The organism is Microcoleus vaginatus HSN003, assembly GCF_022701255.1.
Lineage (GTDB): Bacteria > Cyanobacteriota > Cyanobacteriia > Cyanobacteriales > Microcoleaceae > Microcoleus > Microcoleus vaginatus_B.
Genome location: NZ_CP031705.1, coordinates 5,842,889 through 5,859,768 on the forward strand (window position 1 = coordinate 5,842,889; position 16,880 = coordinate 5,859,768).

The window sequence follows — 16,880 nt, forward strand, 5'->3', positions numbered from 1 at the left end:
TCTAGGGATAATTTCTGAAAATTTATTGCTCGATCGACCTTTAAGATTTTTGCTGTATTATTTTTAACCGGGTTTCCGTGCAAATTCCGCGCAGGGGTTTGTCCCAGGAGTCAACTGGTAGTTGGGGGCTCAAGGCAAATTCAAAGATAATGCCGATCGTAACTTTGGATTCCCACTCAGCTAAACTGAGCATTCGATCGTAATAGCCGCCGCCGTAGCCCAAGCGATAGCCGCGAACATCGCAGCCCACTGAGGGTACGAGCATTAAATCTACTTGTGAGGAATCTATTTTAGGAGCATCCGGCAGTGGTTCGAGTATGCCATAAGCTCCAGTATGTAAAGCATCTCCGGGCTGCCAGATGTGCCAGGATAGCTCTTTGCCGACACAGCGGGGAAATCCCCATTTGCGGGGAGTTACAAATAGGGGACTTAAATCTGGTTCTTGGCGACAACTGAAGTAGGCGAGGATGGTTTTTGCTTCGGTGAATAGGCGCGAGTTTTGCAGGTGATTGCAGATGCTCGTGCTCTTTTGTCTCCATTCTTGTGCTGATAGGGATTTGCGGGTGTGGAGGAGCGATTTTCTTAATTCAGTTTTAGTTAATGAAGGTTCAGCAGTATTCATATTTTCGATCGAATCTCTCGTTTGACTTTCGGTGTGAGACAGGGGTTTTCAACCCCTGTCTCACACCGAAAGTCCTCTAAAAGAGGACTACAATTAATTGCATTTTTATCACATTCTGTAGTCGGTTTTAACTCACCGAAGAGCACCATTCTCAAGAACAGGCAAGATGCCTGTTCCACAAAGAGTAGATTTTCTTCTTGTGGAACGGGCATCTTGCCCGTTCCTAAAAGGCTTATTGACAATGGTGCAACATCTCAGTTTTAACCGACTTTAGCTTTGAGGCAGGGGTTTCAACCTCTGCCGGATTGTCGGAAAGTATCAACAAAGTGGATTTGAGAGCACATATTGTCTCACCACAGGACAAACGCTGAATAGCGTTTCATTCTCCTGTTCTTCTATTTCAACTAACGATCGCCTACCCAAAGATTGCAGCCCGTTGAATAACTCGGAGGGCGATAAATCGGCATTTTGTAGCAATTGCTCTATTGAAACTGAATTTGCTTCGCGGCTGAGGCGGCAGATTAGCTTTTTCTCTAATTCTGACAAACGATTTATTTGTGGGTACAATATTGCTGCCAATTCTTCCCCTAAGAATAGCCTATCATATTTTAAAAAATCTGCAACCCTACCTCGGAATATTTCTTGAATGGTGTTGGCGACTATTTTTAACCACAATGGATTGCCTCGGTAGGTGTTAATTAAGTTGTCCCCTTTTTCGGGATTGAGTAAACTTTTTTGTCGTAAAATTTCGGTTGCTGCTGTACCTATGCCTTTGAGTTGCAAGGTACGAACTGGTGAATTTTCACCTTTTAAGGCGGTAATTTCTCTGGGAGGTTCCCAACTGTTGAGGATTAAGCAACTGTTGTGGGTTGTTTCTCCAATTTGTCTGAAGAGGATGCTGTAATTTTCGCATTCGGGGCGGTAATTTCCTGCTAGTTGTCCGCTGCTAAGAATGCTTTGCACGTCGTCGAAGATGATGAGACAGCGGTTGTTTCGCAGATATTCCATTAACAGGGAAAGTCGATCGGGGATGCTGCTAGAGAGTTCGATTTGTGGTTTATTTAAGAGAAATTCTAGGAGATTTTTTAGGGTAGTTTCTAAGGGTGGGGAGTGGCGGAGACTTCGCCAGATGACGCATTCAAAGTTATGCTGAACTTTTTGTATTAGGTGGAGGGAAAGTGCGGTTTTGCCAATGCCGCTTATTCCTAATATGGCGGCCAGGTTGCACTTGTCTTGGACGATGGATTTTTCGAGGGTGGCGAGTTCGGATGTGCGATCACACAATGATGAAATATGAGGTGCGTCTGCTAAGTCTAGTCGGGTTTGGGGTTTGGATATGTCTGAGGTGGGGGCGGATGGCGATCGGGTTTTTGGGATTTCGGGAGCTTGCAAACTATTATCACAGACATTTACATTACCAATCTGTAAAGAATTTTTTCCATAATTTGAAAAGTAGGCAAATTGCGACCTCTCCAATGCCGACCTAAAATTTAATTTATTGACATTTTCACCTAATACATCGGAGAGTAGTTGCCATAATTCCGATGCGACATTTCTGACATGACCTTCTGTGCAGTGAGATTCTTCTGCAATTTTAGAGTATTTTTGACCTTTCCATACACCCAGCAGGATAGCTTTTTGCAGATCCTCCAAATGTTCTCCCGTCTTGGCGAAAACCATGTCATCGGCAAATCTCAAGACTTCTTGAACGTTCATTAGTCAGATAGGCGTGAAAGTTTTGCCTATTTTATCATATTTTTTATGACATTTTCTGACAAAGATGACACAATCTGACGTTTTCTGACAGATCGCTCGTCTCAATTGCTGATAAAATTTGACATTTTATGACTCCGATAAATTCATAATTAGAAGATAATTATAAAAAACAAATAACTTCCTGTGGATTAAACTAGCGGGTAGCAGAATGCTATGAACATTAATTTTAGACGCTATCGGGAACAGAAAGGTATCAGTCAAGAATCAGTTGCCAGCGGGCTCGGCATTTCTGTAGATCAGGTTAAAAATTATGAGCAGTTCCCTGCACAAGTTCCGATGGGAATGGCAGTAAAATGGCTGCAAATATTAGGTGAAGACATTGCAACTGCCATGTCAGAGGAAATACATCCACTCCCAGGAATTGAACCAGGCAGTCCCTACGCTGAACTTTATCGACGGCTAAATTTACTTAATCAGTATATCGATGAAAATTCTTTTTTACCTTGGCTAGAATTGCCAACGGAATTACGTAGACCTAACGATCTGCAAGAACAAATTAACCAGTATTACCAAAAACCAAATGTTGTCTTGACAGGAGCATTTGACTCGGGTAAATCCTATCTTGCTAATAGTCTTTTAGGCCAAAAAGTATTACCAACAGGCTATCAGCCTGCAACAAGAGTCATTACCATTGTTTGTCATGTGGAAAGTCGCCCCGAATGGTTTGAGGGAAACGTGGGAATTATTGATGAGAAATTTTGGCAAGATGAAAACGGCAAGCTAAATTTTGACTTCCTATATTTAGAGGATCGCGAGCGTTGTCAGAAGCATTTTTTGCAATTCGGCTCCTTTGACCTGCTAGAAAAATATGGCGTACACCAATATGATGACTCTGACGACAGCAATGACGGCGGACATACAGCTATAGTTTATGTAGATGCTCCTTTGTTAAGAGGGTGTAACCTGATTGACCTTCCAGGTTACTCTGATAAACAAGATGAAGTATCAAAGGATGTTGAGAAAGCTAATAGTGCCACCAAAATTGCTAATGTCTTGCTTTATGCTTCTCCTGCCAAGGGTCACATCAATGGTCAAGATATGGAGCGACTTCGGAATTTGCTGCGTTTGCTGCCGGCCCCAGAGAATGAATGCAAGGACTTTCCGACGCTAGGCAATTTCTTTATTGTGGCGACACACGCAGATCCGAGTATCCCTGACGATGAGCTTCCCAAAATTCTCAATAAAGCTTCAGCCAGACTGTATAAAGAACTTGATGAAACTGCTATAGAGTTTCGTCGGAAGCTAACAAAGCGGGATATTATCAAGGAAGATGTGCAAAAGCGTTTCTTCACTTTCTGGTCAGAAAAGCCGGAGCGCTGTCAGCGTCTATTTGATGATTTAACTCAACTCCTCTGCGAGACTCTTCCTAAACCAGTCATCTCTCGTATAGACCGCGAAATTAATGCGGTCAAAAAGGACAAAAAACAAGAATACGCTAACTCGATTGAGCAATATCAAACAACTGTTGCCAAAATAGAGGAGTATCGAAAGGAGCTTGACAAAGCGGAAAAAAATGAACCTGAACGTCAGCGAGAAATGCGGCAAAAACGCAGTCAAGTGAGCAAACAAATTAAGGAATTAGAGAAAGATACCCGCAAATCATTTCAGACCTATGCGGAAAAAAAGATCGATGTAGAGTTTATAGAACAAATGATTCGCCAGAGATACGACAAAAAGAAAGAGGCTCAAGAATACGCTCCCGGTTATTTAGTCGATCTGCTGCAAAGTCATTTAGAAAGTCGGATTAGTGTCAATTCTGAAAAACTCAAGGCTGAGATTGACGCTTTTCTGGAAAAATACCCAGCGCCTAAACTTCCCAACAAAGATGGAATAGTAGTATCTATTCCCTTCGATACAAAAGGAGCTTTTCTTGGTGGGATAGCAGGTTTAGGTACTTATGGTGCCTTAGCCGCTTGGGCAGCAGGCCTTGGCAATCTTGGCAGCTATATCTTAGTAGCGAAATTAGTCAGTCTTTTGTCAGCACTTGGTATTAGTATCGGTGGTGGCACGGCAACAGTAATTTCTTTCGTAGCTGCGATTGGTGGCCCAATAGTTCTAGGGATCGGTTTAGCTGCTGGACTGGCTTCTTTGGTGTGGAATTTATTTGGGGAAGCTTGGCAAAAGCGGTTAGCAAAAGAAATTTACCAACAATTCAAAAAACAGGGTGTTGTTGATAAATTCTTAGGAGGAATCGACCGTAAGGATTCAGGTCAAAAAAACTTAAGTGGCGGCATCTGGTAAAATAAAGGAATGAAAAAGCCCACAGCCACCAGAGAGCAGAAAAAAACCGAGATAGAGCAGTTGAGCCAAGCTGAACTGGTGGAAATTGTGTTGGGGCTGCAAAAAATCATTGAAGAATTGCAAGAAAAACTAGCTATTGCTACAGGCAAAAGTCGAACCACCAGTCAGACTTCATCAAAACCCCCATCAACGGAGCTACTCCAAAAACCAGAGAAACCAACAGTTAAACCAGAAGCAGACCCAAAAAAGAAACCAGGCGGACAACCGGGTCATCAAGGGAAAACCCGAAAAGGGTTTGGACGAGTAGACAGAACCGAAATTAGCTCGCCCGACATCTGTCTTAATTGTGGTAGTAAAGAATTAAGTGAAGTAATTAACATCCACAGACAGCAAGTAGCCAGTCTAGTAGCAAAACCAATTGAAGTCGTCGAATATCAGACACAATCGTGTAAATGCCTAGAATGTGGTGCAGTAGTTCGAGGAAAACAACCCCAGGGCATAATTCCAGGGCAAGACTTGAGCGTTAATCTCCAAGCACTCTTAGTCTGGCTGGGGAATTATGGACATCTTTCCTACGCCAAGCTGACAGAATTGTTGTGGGAACTCGGCACGATAGAAGTGGGAGTGGGAACACTCCAAAAAACCAATCAACGAGTAGCAGCAGCGGTAAAGCCAGCGATAAATGCACTGTGGGAATGGGCACCTCTACAATCAAACGTTCATGTAGATGAAACGCCGTGGTGTGTCATGGGAGTCAAAGAATGGCTATGGACGGCTAGTGGAGAAGGATTCTGTTTATTTCATGCAGCAGATACCAGGGGGCGTGTGGAATTAGAAACCATGCTGGGTACAGAATTTGCGGGAGTCTTAAGCTCAGATGATTTCAGTGTTTATAATGGTGCGAAAGTCGCAGCCCAACAGAAGTGTCTGGCTCATTTACGACGGCATTTTAAGAAAGTGCTGGGACTTCCTGGCAATAATAATGCAGCAGTCGCTCAAATATTTCTGTCATTAATAGATGAAGCTTTTAGAGCCCATGAGTCCTGGCGAAAGACGAGGGATCTACTCACCTACCACTCGTGGGCTCAGGATTTCAAAATACGATTGAATCAAGCTTTGGCGACTTGGCCCGGCCTTGTGGGTTATGCCGCAGGTCTGTTACTAAAATCCTTACGGGATAAGGCAGAACAATGGTGGTATTTTCTCAATGACCCCTCGGTTCCTCCGGATAATAATTTAGCAGAACGTTCTCTACGGCTAGCTGTAACTAAACGGAAAGTTTCTGGCGGCTCTCGTTCGATGAAACGATTTGAGGAAACGGCTAATCTGCTGAGTGTGATTCAAACCTGTCGTTTTCAAGCTCGTTCAGTAATGGCTTTTTTCCGTCAGGCTATTTCTGCCCATTCTTGTGACTACTTTCCTGTGCCTGACCTCATTCCCTTCTTTCAGACCTGAATCCTTACAATCGACCAGTATTGGCAAGAGACAGCCACAGCCTTTGATAAAGGTGCCGATGCAGTTGAAGCAAAATGTAAACAGTCTCTTAAGCATCTGCATGAAATTACTTCACCTGATACCCAGTCAAAAGAACGAATTGAAGAAATTATCATAAATCTGGAGAAACTCAGGTTTTTTTTCGCCAACATTCCTTGGGATACCCAGGAAGAATGTTTGTAAAAAAAACCAGCGGTTCTCGTGGCAAACAACCCAAACCCAATAAAACGACGTATTGAACGGGTAGTTTTAACTAGGCGATCACCCTTTTTTTAATCACATTCCCAAGCGTGATCGCCCTTCCTGAACTGAGGTGCGATCGCTCTCATTTTGGCGTTGCTTAATCAGGGTATGAAAAAAATCAGTTGAAAATCCCCAAGCTTTGTCGATACTGGTTTCTATGACTGGCATATTTAGCCTTTCATACCGTAAATCAGCAACGCCTCTTATTCTTACTGACTACTGACTAATGACTTCTTTTACTGTATTTGAGAGCCGTGGGCGCGGGGGTCGGAGCTACTTGTTTTCACAGGCCCTGTGGGGGGAGTAAAATTAGAAACTTGACCGCCTGCTTGGACGTGTGGCAGAGGTTTTCCTGCAATTAAAGCTTCTAAGTTAGCTTCCATAATACTGCGCGGCATTTCGCCCATCGTTTCAGCAACGGGGCTGCCTTTATCATTCAAATAGACAAAGTGCGGAATGCCGTCTACTCGATATTTGGTGATTTCTGGCAGCCATTTGTCATTGTCTACATTCAGCATCACAAAATTCATCGGTTCGGCGTATTTCTGTTTGATTTCGCTCAGATCGTTAGCCATTGCCTGACAGCTACCGCACCAATTAGCATAAAATTCCATGAGTGTCGGTTTGCCGTTTATCAAAGCTGTTTCTAATGGCGTTGAAGCTTTTGCCATGTCGGTGAGACTGCTTGACGGCGTTTGGGTTTGCAGCCCGAAGAAGATGGATATTGAAAGGGCGATCGCTGTTAACACGATCAATAAGTTTCTGAGGCGCGTGGCGACTTTTGTTTCGGGATTTTTGGCGGCGGGGGCGACAGTTGACTTGGGCGAATTCTGGGTCATAAAATAAATTGCGCTTTGATTTCTATGTTTTTATTTTAAATAATAAATTCAAATTATAGCACATTTTGAGATAATCAGACTCATCTCCTAAAAATTTGTGGTAAAGGCAGCAATTAGACCAAGTGCGCTAAAACAGAAGATAACAAAGATTGTTTGTAAATTACCGAGGACTTGCAGGGTGAAAAAACGGGTAACACTGACGTTTCCCCAACGATCGATCCAAATGCCTGTCACCTATCGACTGGCAAAGGATTTTAATGTTGCCGCCAACATTATCCGTGCTCAGGTGGCTCCGAATCAAGTGGGCAAACTGGTGCTAGAGTTATCAGGGGACATTGACCAACTAGAAGCGGCGATCGACTGGATGCGATCGCAAAACATCGGCGTTTCCCTAGCCAGCCGGGAAATACTCATAGACGAAGATATCTGCGTTGACTGCGGTTTATGTACGGGGGTTTGCCCGACAGAAGCTTTGACCCTTGACCCAGAAAGCTTTAAACTCAGTTTTGCTCGATCGCGGTGTATCGTTTGCGAGCAGTGCATCCCTACTTGTCCGGTGCAAGCTATTTCTACTAACCTCTAGGCCCTGTACAAACTCATCAGGATTATCATCTTTTTTTCCTGGTTCCCCTAATTGTGCCATAAGATGAAAAAAAACTCTTGGGTTTCCCTAACTCTACTTTTTGTTACTTATTTCACTTTGGGCTGGAAATTATCTGAGTTTGATGTTCCCCCGCACCTGACTTGGTTTTTAGCCATAGCTTCTATTTTAGTGTTGGCTGTCGCCTTGTCGTTCCCCCTGAGAGAAACAAAAGCCTTAATAATGCGGTGGTTTTCCAGTGATGTCGGTGCTTTTCTTTCTATTATTTTAGGAGCTTTTGTGGCAGTGGTAGTTTTTGCCTGGCTGCACCTTTTTGCTACTTGTTTAGTCTTGATTTCAGCGGTAGCTTTGGCAAGACTTGATATTCAAATATCTGGTTGGAAAAATTGGCGCGCTTTTGCGGTATTAGCTAGCATTTCTTTAAGTGGTGTGGCGTTGGGCGGAGCGCTCGAGTTTTGGTCAAAAACAGGCAGGCTCGTATTCTCTTAATTGGAAACGGGAAATTCACGCAGCCAAATTCTCCAACTCGCAACGCAGATTTAGCCCCAAACTATCAGAGGGCCCATCAATAAATACAGCTTATTTTTTTTCAATCCCCCACCCCCGGATTAATGCCCGGTTCTGCGGCGTAATCATAGCAGTTTTCAAGCCTCGTGAGATACAGCCTCTCAATTGCCGATTCCCCATTCCCAATTCCCAATTACCAATTACCGACGAACCTGGAGTGCAACTGAAAACCGCTATGGCAGTTTTGAGGCGTAGCGACTGTTGCTCAAAATTTTATTCCCAAAAAGCCGCAACTCTGGCAGCCAAAAACTCGATCGCAATAAAAAAGCAGCTTTAGGGAGCTGCTCGTCAGAATGCATGAGGTATTGTTTTTAGAATAGGACAGGTTGAATTCGATCGGTGCTGGGTTACATTTTTTGATACGAGAGAGTTGATGAGTGAATGGACGATCGTAAAATCGTCACATAGCAGGATAGCATTGATGCTAAATTTCCCGACAATCAAGTTAGCGTTTAACTGTCCTTGCGCCCTACAGCCCTTCAGCGGTGGGGCCCTTTTATTTTTAGGGAAAACTCAATAGCCGACTTTAAGGCATCAGACGAGTATGCCATTAGTTCTTGTATAAAATCTCCACATCGCCACATCCTCATACTTATAAAAGTTACGCATCACATCCACTCAAACCCGGTGGATTGCAAAATATTGGGTGGTTAAACGGGCACATTCCGACAAAAACCAGTATTTTTACCGAAGTCCAAGCATTTTAGATTTTAGATTTTAGATGTTGGGAATGACTGAGGAAGCTGGTGGTTGGGAGGTGGCGTAGAGTTGCATTATTTTTGGGAACTAATACCAAAAGTCCTCAGAAACCCGGTTTCTGAATGTATCAATTGAGATCGGGCCCGGTTTCTGATTTAATAACTTTTTGGATTTCCTCGATCGCCCTAGTCGCCACTGCTTCAGGTCTTTCACCCACACCAGCACAGACTCGGACATCTGCTTGAGTGTAGAAACGCTCTCGCTCTTTCAAAAGGCTTTGCAGCTTAGATTTGATCTCGCCCTCCTGCAGTAGGGGTCGAGCGGTGTCCGAACGCAGTCGATCGTACAGTTGGTCTACAGGCACATCAAGCCAAACCACTACACCATAGTGCAAGTAACCCCAATTCATCGATCGGGTCACAATACCACCGCCCGTAGCCACAACCGAAGTTTTATAAGCAGACAATTCGCCGAGCACTTTAGTTTCTAGTTCCCGAAAAGCCTCTTCCCCTTCTTGATCGAAAATCTCAGCAATTGACTGATTAGCCACTCGAACTATTAGCTCATCAGTATCAAAAAAACGGTATTTTAATTTTCTTGCCAGAATCCGCCCCACCGTTGTTTTTCCCGCACCCATCATCCCGACAAGATAGATATTTACTCCCCTCAACCCGTCCACTGCCAAATCCTCCGATATTTTTCTATTTTTTCAGGTTAATTGATCTGCCACTGAGACCATCATCGTCCCCAAACTCATCACCCTCATCCAGTCCCCAATCCTCCTCTGCTTCTGCCAGAGGATTTATTGGTGCTTCATCAGCGGGTTTAGGAATCTCCCCTCCCGGAGGAACAATCACCCGATACTCCGCATCGTATACCGACTCAGTTTGCCCCACCCCAGACTGGCTCGGATCTCTATAGCCATAAGAATATACTGAGCCAGCCCAAGATTTGCTTTTGGGTTCCTGCTGAGCTTCGTAAGCCCTCGGATTTGCCCCGGGAACATCATTGACCTGCGGTTGATCGGGAAAATCGCGATCGTCCCCCCAATCGTCATCACCCCCTTGAGAGCCGGATTTTGAGCCATGTGAGACCCAATCGTCCTCATCGTCTGCTGCATAAGTCCCCGGTTGAGCGTAATCCTGCGGCCCATCCGGGTTCGGAGTTTCTTGCTGGAAAGTCCTGGCACTGTAACCCACGGACGTGCCGTACTCAGTTCGGTGGGAACCAGCAGCCTGAGTTTGGCTATTTTCCCTATTCAGATCCGGGTCAATTTCCAGCTTTCGAGGAGGGGGAGGCGGCGTGTAAGGCGTTCTCCTGTCATCTGGGAAAGTATCGGGACGGCTGCGACTGGATCGGCCGGTGCGGTCTGCCGTTAGAGATAGGTAATTTGAGAATGCCAGCAAACCAGAAATCAATAAAGATGTGAGAGCTCCCACCACCATGCTGAGCAGAATCCAGATAGATAAGGGTAAAGCAGGCGATCGAATTCCCAAAAACACCAGCGATAATGCCGGCTCCACATTTTGCAGGGCAAAAATAGTTAACCCCAACACAATTACTAGCAAAAATACAAGTCGCATATTAAAAATATTGGTAATTGGTAATTGCTAATTGGGAATTGCTAATTAAAACTAACAAATCATCAATAATAACAAACTGTCAACTGTCAACTGCCAACTAACTCCCTTCTTCTTCCTTCCAGCGTTTGAGAGGAACGCAATCAATCCCCAACTGGTCTAAAGCGCGAGCCACCACAAAGTCTACCAAATCTTCAATAGTTTGCGGATTGTGATACCAAGCAGGAATCGCTGGTACAATTCTAGCTCCAGCTTCTGCCAAGGTAGTCAAATTCCGCAGGTGAATCAAGCTAAAAGGCGTTTCGCGAGGCACGAGTACCAATTTTCGCCCTTCCTTGAGCTGAACGTCGGCCGCTCTTTCGAGCAAATCCGAACTCAAGCCAGCCGCCAATTTGCCCAGCGTACTCATGCTACAGGGAATAATCATCATCCCTTGGGTACGAAAGGAGCCACTAGCAATATTAGCACCGACATCTTGCCAAGGATGGCACCGAAGTTTACCCATTGTGGCTACTCCTGCTTGTTCCCGCCAGAATTCCTCTTGAAGCGTCGGTTCTGCGGGCATTCGGGTGTTCTGTTCGCTTTGCCAAACCATGTAAGTAGACTTGGAAGCTACCAGTTCAATAGCCCGATCGGCTTCCAACAGATATTTCAGAGTTCGCACCGCGTAAATCAGTCCCGAGGCTCCGGTAACTCCTAAGATTAGGGGGTAGTTATTCGTCATTAGTTATTTGTTAGTTGACGGTTGACTGCTGTTAGTAATTAGTTGTTATATCAAATCTGCTAGCATCGGAATTCTTCCTATATTTCTTCTCTTCATCTGCGTGAATCTGCGTCTATCCCTTGTTATCTGCGGTTAATACATTCTCTTTTTTTTACCGCAGATATAGCCAAATTAACAGAGATTAACGCCGACAAATTATAGAAATTCCGGTTGCATCGTCCGTGAGTGTTGACCCTTCGGCTTCGCTCAGGGCATCGCTTTTAACGGGATTGTACGCCCGACGATGCTACCGGATTTGATATTAGTCATTAATTATTTTTTGATGATTTTTGAGTCTAGTTGGTAGCCCAGTTTTTAATACTTAGTTGCCAGATAATGACAACTAAGTATTGAGAAAAGTTAACTGTCAACTGTCAACTGTTAACTGATTATTCATCATCATCAAAAGCTTGGCTACCGCCACCAACTGCAACTAAATCAATTTGCTGGCGGTAGTAGTCAACACTCTTGACTTGAACTTCCACCCGATCGCCCAAACGGTACTGATTGCGGTTTTTGCGACCCACCAGAGTTTGCTGGCGCGATCGATATTCGTACCAATCATCCTTCAGCGAAGAAACGTGCACCAATCCCTCAACACGCAAGATGTCGCTCTCCGGCGGCCGCACCTCAATTTCCACAAAGAAACCGTAAGATTGCACCCCTGTAATCAAACCCTGGAAAGTTTGGCCGGTGCGTTCTTTCATCAATCCGGTTTTCTTCAATCCCTGCAAATCGCTTTCAGCGTCTTCAGCAACTCTTTCGCGTTCGGTTAAGTGTACTACTACCGATGCGAACTCCGTCTCAAATTCGTGGTGCAAGTCTGGGGGGAGAACATTCCAAGTAATTTGACCGTGACAGGAGGAATGGTGCAAGTCAACTTTTTCCTTAGCCCGTGTTGTGCGGCTGCTGCGGCCTTGCTCGAACACCGCTTGCAACACCCGCAGCACCAGCAAATCGGCGTAGCGGGAAAGCGGCGAAGTGCACCGCGTGTAACCCTCTGACAGCCCCAAACCGAAGTGCGGCTTGGGAGTGGTGCTGTAAACAGCGGGCTTCATGGTGTCTTCCAGCAGGTAGGTGAGAACTCTTTCCGACTTTAGGCCGGCAAACTGCTGGGTAAATCGCTGAAAGTCCAAGGGCAAAACTTCTTCTTCGGTTTCGAGATAAAGTTCGCCTCCGAGGTTGTTGGAGAGTTTGATGAACTCTTGAATGTCTGCCGGGTCTGGCATCGGCTGGACGCGGTAAATTGCTGGGACTCCCAAGGCTTGCAGGTGGGCGGCGACAGCTTGGTTGGCGAGTACGACTAACTCGGAGACAGCCGACTGAGCGGGCGGAGCGGTTGCAAAAGCTCCTAATTCGCCTTCGTCGTCGAAGTGAGAGTTAGCATCGGGCAAATTTAGTTCAAAAGCTCCTCGCTTCAGCCTTGTCTGTCTGACAGCCTGTGAGGCGGCACCGAGTTGATCTAGGAAAGGACGGAGGGCGGAGGATAAAGGGTGCTCTTCGGCATCGCCTGGTTCGAGAATTGCTTGAGCTTGCTGGTAGCTGAGCTGGTAGTCAATTTGAATGACGCTGGCTTGAATTTCGTATTCTAGGAGTTCTCCAGATTCGTCTAGGGTCAGCAGTATGCTGAAGGTCAGCCGTTCGGTGTCTGGCAGCAGAGAGCAGCGCTCGTTGAGGATTTCTGGGAGTACGGCGATGATTTTTTCTCCCAGATGGGCGGCGGTGCCTCGCTTGCGGGCTTCGCGGTCGATCGGGGTTTCTGGCTGCACGTACTCGGCGGCGTCGCTGATGTGGATTCCTACTTGCCAGCCGCCAGACTTCCGGGTTTCGATCGACAAAGCGCGTTCCACTGGCGGATCGGAGAGAAAGGATGTCGGATCAAACTCGTTTTCGGCTCCTCCCTCGGAGAGATTTTCCTCCTGGGCTTGGGGGGCATCCTTTTCGCTGTTGGTTGTTCCCGGTTCGTTTTTGCTGAAGCTAACAGTCAGAATGTTACGCAAATCTAGGCGTTTTTTGATGTCGGTTTTTTTGACTTTGCTGGGCAAATTTTCGGCTGCTTTGATGACGGCGGCGGGGAACGATCGCGGCAAGTCGTGTTTGCAGCATACGATGTCGAGGTCGTCAGCGGCTTCGGCGTCGGAACCGAGTACCTGTACTACTTTGCCGACTGGGCGGTGGGTGCCGAGGGGGTAGCGTTTGACTTCGACGTGTACTAGGTGGTCGATCGCCTCTTGGAGATTTGTGCCATTTGCGAGCAAGTCTAGTTCAAACAACAGGCGATCGTCCAGGGGGATTGCTCTGTAGCTGACGCGGCCGGTGGGGGTGGCGGTTTGCTTGACTCGCGCGAGTACCGAGGGGTTGGCGCGTTCGAGGATGAGCATGACTTCGCCTTCGGGCGATCGGCGGCGGCTACCTTCTTTGATGATTTTGACTAAAACTCGATCGCCATTCCAAGCTGTCGAGAGGTGACTTTCCCGCACGTAAACGTCTTCTGAGCCTTCGGCGTCTTGAATTGCAAAGCAAAATCCTTTGCTCGAACAGCGCAGTTTTGCTTCTACTACGTCGTCTTCAGCTACTCGGCGATAGCGGCCTTTGTCTTTGACTAATATGCCAATTTTCTCTAGAGCTTCTAATGCGATTTGAAGTTTGAGTTGACTGGTGGCGTCGTTGCAGTCGAGTTTTTTCTCCAATGCTTTAGGAGCCACTAATTTGTCTTCTGTAAAATTTGCCAGCAGTGCAGCGATAGAAAATTCCATGTAGCGATCGATCCTCTTGTTTCCAGCAATTAGTCTAATTTTGGCGAAATCAGCCGCACCCCCTCGGGCCCTCGCAGTGCCTGCTTCCCAACAAATGCGCGGGTTAATAGGTGGAGACGCGAGCACAGCCACCTTGTTTCATCGCGAGGTTTTTTTGAGATTCTCTCCCGACACCGGCTTGGTGCTAATTGTCTGCTGTCTGTCTTGAACTGACTGCTGACGGTGCAGACAAATGTCCCGCACGCTATTCCCCAATACAATTTTTTAGCGTTGGTTTGTTTGCTTTTAGGTCAGCAGCGCCGAGCACTTCGCGAATTAGAAAGCCCCTGTCGGTTCTTAAAAGATGGCTCGATACTGAAAGCGACGGCTTGAGTCGAGGATGAGCCGATGGAGGGATGGAGAGGGATAAAATTTGCATTTCTTCCTTCTGCCTTGTTCCTTCTGCCTTGTTCCTTCTTCCTTTTGAAGTGCCTCTTGCTTCTTGCTTTAGCAAAGAATTTACCGGAGCTTTAAGGCAAAATTGCTAGTAGCTCGCTGCTGCGATGCCCTTGTTTTTTTGCACGCGATCTGTCCTTGCGGACGGAGGTGCAACGAGCGGGTCGGGAGCAATCTGTGCTGTAGAAAGTGCAAGGTACACAAAACCGGAGACTTTTACTACTTTTGCTTAGTTGCTGTGTCATCTCCTATAGGTAGAAATGACGCCCGGTGCTTGTTAGCTTAAACTGCCGGATGTGGGATGGGGTTTAGTGGCGTGAAAGGTTGCGCGGATGACTCACCTTTAATTTATTGTATGTTGAATATGTGCTTTCAGAAAATTGTTTTCTCAGGGCTGTACTACACTTAAGTCATAAGCCCCCTCTGGTTTCGGGGTCAAAAAATTATGTTTGCTGAATTTCGCGCCCTTTATCCCGCTGGACAGTTAATTTGTGAGTTGCTGACTGTTCATCACGGTAAGTTTGTTGTTCGCTGTCTGGTTCAGGTTGACGGCAAAACTCTTGCTACTGCTATGTCGGCTGCTGAGTCTGTTGAGGATGCGGAAGACCGCGCCCGGTTGCGAGCGATCGCTGTTCTTGGATTTGCTGCGCCCGCGAGTGCGATCGCAAGTGTTGATCCGGCTCCGGTTGCTCCAGTTGCTCCGATTGCTCCGGTTGCTTCGGTTGCTGCTGTTCCCCCTCCCCCTCCCCCTCCTCCTGCTGTTCCGGTTCCTGTTGGGCCGACAAGTGTTCCTCTTCCGGTTCTAGAAATGCCTGTTGCTGAAAAATTGCCTGAAACACATCAAAGCAATTTTGTCAATACTGAAGCGAAATTAAATGAAGAGCCGATCGCACCTGTACCCGAACCGCTGCCTCCAAAGGTCGATCGCGTGGAAGCTACTGGATTTGTACCGAAGCAGTTAGACTCGGACGCTTGGCTTTCTTCTAGCTACGGCGAACCGATCACGGAACTAGAGGTGCCGACTGCTAGCCAAAGTGAACTGCTACAGGGTGCCGCCGAAGTCAGGGAATTGCAACCGATAGCAGTAGGAATTCCGAGCGATGCGATCGAGGATAATTCTGATACGATCGCCCAAATAGACGCCATCCTCAAACGCCTGCAATGGAAGAAAAAACAGGAAAGCGACTGTCTCGAACAAAATTACGGCAAGTCGTCGCAGAGAGAGCTTTCTAGTGAACAGTTGGTAGATTTTCTAGAATATTTGGAAATCTACAGCCGAACTACTGAGGAAATCAAGCGGTTGAACTGGACTGCCAACCAAGGAAAAGATTATCTCAAACAAGGTTATGGCAAAGAAGCGCGCCATTTCTTAAATCAAGTAGAATTGCTCGACTTCTTGCAATATCTCGAATCTTTGCCTTAGTAATTATGTAGGGTTTCTAGGTGTGATGTTTTTTTAGAAAAAGCTACATATAGCAGTTTTCAATTGTATGAAATACAGTAAGGACTTAACTAAGACGCCGTATCATGCGCCCCAGCATCTGTAATTCACTCGACTGAAAACTGCTATATGACCGTTAAAAATTAAAAATCAAAAATGAAGAATATTTCCTCATTTTTGATTTTTAACTTTTTATTTAGACGACAGCGGCGATCGGGCGGCTGGCGGAAGGACGGCGATCGATCACTTGATCGACTAATCCGTAGTCCTTTGCTTCTTCAGCGGACATGAAGAAATCCCGTTCGGTATCTTCTTCAATGCGGGAAAGCGGCTGACCGGTATGGTTGGCAAGATGTTCGTTCAGGCGACGTTTGTGGTACAAAATCTCTTTGGCCTGAATTTCAATATCGGTTGCTTGGCCTTGAGCTCCGCCTAGAGGTTGGTGGATCATAATCCGGGAGTGAGGCAAACTCATCCGCTTGCCTTTAGCGCCGGCACTCAACAGAAAAGCGCCCATGCTGGCGGCCAAACCGAGACAAATAGTGCAAATGTCGGGGCGGATGTGGTTCATCGTGTCAAAAATGCCCATACCTGCTGTTACCGAACCCCCGGGGGAGTTGATATAGAGGTAAATATCTTTCTCCGGGTCTTCGGCGTCTAAAAATAGCAATTGGGCAACGATCAGGTTGGCTAAGTCAGAGTCAACCTGTTGGCCCAAGAAGACGATGCGATCGCGCAGTAGTCGCGAGTAAATGTCAAAGGCGCGTTCGCCGCGACCGGATTGTTCTATAACTGTTGGGATCATTGACAGGGCCTGCCTATT

17 protein-coding genes are annotated in these 16,880 nt (G+C 46.2%); 5 read left to right on the top strand and 12 right to left on the bottom strand.

The window, feature by feature from the left end:
* Positions 1-40: 40 nt before the first annotated feature.
* From D0A37_RS25155 to D0A37_RS25165, 3 genes are all read right to left on the bottom strand, one after another.
* Positions 41-622, bottom strand: coding sequence for a 5-formyltetrahydrofolate cyclo-ligase (locus D0A37_RS25155; protein WP_242718582.1), 582 nt, complete (start codon positions 620-622; stop codon positions 41-43).
* On the bottom strand, positions 619-834 hold the full coding sequence (locus D0A37_RS25160) for a hypothetical protein (RefSeq protein ID WP_242718584.1): 216 nt from the start codon (positions 832-834) through the stop codon (positions 619-621). Before D0A37_RS25160 ends, D0A37_RS25155 begins: the two co-directional genes overlap by 4 nt.
* Positions 835-940: 106 nt before the next feature.
* Positions 941-2,338, bottom strand: a complete 1,398-nt coding sequence (locus D0A37_RS25165; RefSeq protein ID WP_242718586.1) for a helix-turn-helix domain-containing protein — start codon at positions 2,336-2,338, stop codon at positions 941-943.
* Between the two features lie 213 nt (positions 2,339-2,551).
* Here D0A37_RS25165 and D0A37_RS25170 point away from each other — a divergent pair, with 213 nt between their 5' ends.
* Both D0A37_RS25170 and tnpC read left to right on the top strand, forming a co-directional pair.
* Positions 2,552-4,639, top strand: a complete 2,088-nt coding sequence (locus D0A37_RS25170) for a dynamin family protein (RefSeq protein ID WP_242718588.1) — start codon at positions 2,552-2,554, stop codon at positions 4,637-4,639.
* 9 nt (positions 4,640-4,648) lie between these two features.
* The gene (tnpC, locus tag D0A37_RS25175; RefSeq protein ID WP_242715862.1) at positions 4,649-6,094 is read left to right on the top strand and encodes an IS66 family transposase; all 1,446 of its coding nucleotides are present in this window, start codon (positions 4,649-4,651) and stop codon (positions 6,092-6,094) included.
* A 315-nt stretch (positions 6,095-6,409) separates the two neighbouring features.
* Here the strand turns inward: tnpC and D0A37_RS29195 are convergent, their stop codons facing one another.
* Both D0A37_RS29195 and D0A37_RS25180 read right to left on the bottom strand, forming a co-directional pair.
* Positions 6,410-6,544 carry a hypothetical protein gene (locus tag D0A37_RS29195; RefSeq protein ID WP_278187110.1) on the bottom strand — a complete coding sequence of 45 codons (135 nt, stop codon included), beginning with the start codon at positions 6,542-6,544 and terminating at the stop codon, positions 6,410-6,412.
* Between the two features lie 68 nt (positions 6,545-6,612).
* Positions 6,613-7,215: a thioredoxin family protein gene (locus tag D0A37_RS25180; RefSeq protein ID WP_242718590.1), complete on the bottom strand. Its 603-nt coding sequence runs from the start codon at positions 7,213-7,215 to the stop codon at positions 6,613-6,615.
* A gap of 178 nt (positions 7,216-7,393) precedes the next feature.
* On the opposite strand from D0A37_RS25180, the gene D0A37_RS25185 reads away from it, so the two are divergent.
* On the top strand, positions 7,394-7,798 hold the full coding sequence (locus tag D0A37_RS25185) for an NIL domain-containing protein (protein ID WP_190741019.1): 405 nt from the start codon (positions 7,394-7,396) through the stop codon (positions 7,796-7,798).
* Positions 7,799-7,861: 63 nt separating this feature from the next.
* On the top strand, positions 7,862-8,305 hold the full coding sequence (locus D0A37_RS25190; RefSeq protein WP_242718592.1) for a hypothetical protein: 444 nt from the start codon (positions 7,862-7,864) through the stop codon (positions 8,303-8,305).
* Between the two features lie 251 nt (positions 8,306-8,556).
* On the opposite strand, the gene D0A37_RS29200 is transcribed toward D0A37_RS25190, so the two are convergent.
* From D0A37_RS29200 to D0A37_RS25215, 6 genes are all read right to left on the bottom strand, one after another.
* A complete protein-coding gene (locus D0A37_RS29200; protein ID WP_278187112.1) occupies positions 8,557-8,682 on the bottom strand; it encodes a hypothetical protein in 126 nt (41 codons plus the stop codon).
* 527 nt (positions 8,683-9,209) lie between these two features.
* Positions 9,210-9,761 carry a shikimate kinase gene (locus tag D0A37_RS25195; protein WP_242718594.1) on the bottom strand — a complete coding sequence of 184 codons (552 nt, stop codon included), beginning with the start codon at positions 9,759-9,761 and terminating at the stop codon, positions 9,210-9,212.
* A gap of 22 nt (positions 9,762-9,783) precedes the next feature.
* Positions 9,784-10,665, bottom strand: coding sequence for a LapA family protein (locus D0A37_RS25200; protein ID WP_242718596.1), 882 nt, complete (start codon positions 10,663-10,665; stop codon positions 9,784-9,786).
* A gap of 97 nt (positions 10,666-10,762) precedes the next feature.
* The gene (locus tag D0A37_RS25205) at positions 10,763-11,386 is read right to left on the bottom strand and encodes a flavin prenyltransferase UbiX (protein WP_242718598.1); all 624 of its coding nucleotides are present in this window, start codon (positions 11,384-11,386) and stop codon (positions 10,763-10,765) included.
* A 428-nt stretch (positions 11,387-11,814) separates the two neighbouring features.
* The gene (locus tag D0A37_RS25210) at positions 11,815-14,181 is read right to left on the bottom strand and encodes a ribonuclease R family protein (RefSeq protein WP_242725755.1); all 2,367 of its coding nucleotides are present in this window, start codon (positions 14,179-14,181) and stop codon (positions 11,815-11,817) included.
* Positions 14,182-14,425: 244 nt separating this feature from the next.
* Positions 14,426-14,674, bottom strand: a complete 249-nt coding sequence (locus D0A37_RS25215) for a hypothetical protein (RefSeq protein ID WP_242718600.1) — start codon at positions 14,672-14,674, stop codon at positions 14,426-14,428.
* A gap of 387 nt (positions 14,675-15,061) precedes the next feature.
* Here D0A37_RS25215 and D0A37_RS25220 point away from each other — a divergent pair, with 387 nt between their 5' ends.
* Complete coding sequence (locus D0A37_RS25220; protein WP_242718602.1) at positions 15,062-16,039, top strand: slr1353 family protein; 978 nt, start codon at positions 15,062-15,064, stop codon at positions 16,037-16,039.
* Between the two features lie 214 nt (positions 16,040-16,253).
* Here D0A37_RS25220 and clpP read toward each other — a convergent pair whose 3' ends face one another.
* Positions 16,254-16,862, bottom strand: coding sequence for an ATP-dependent Clp endopeptidase proteolytic subunit ClpP (clpP, locus tag D0A37_RS25225; RefSeq protein ID WP_006635758.1), 609 nt, complete (start codon positions 16,860-16,862; stop codon positions 16,254-16,256).
* Between the last annotated feature and the right edge of the window lie 18 nt (positions 16,863-16,880).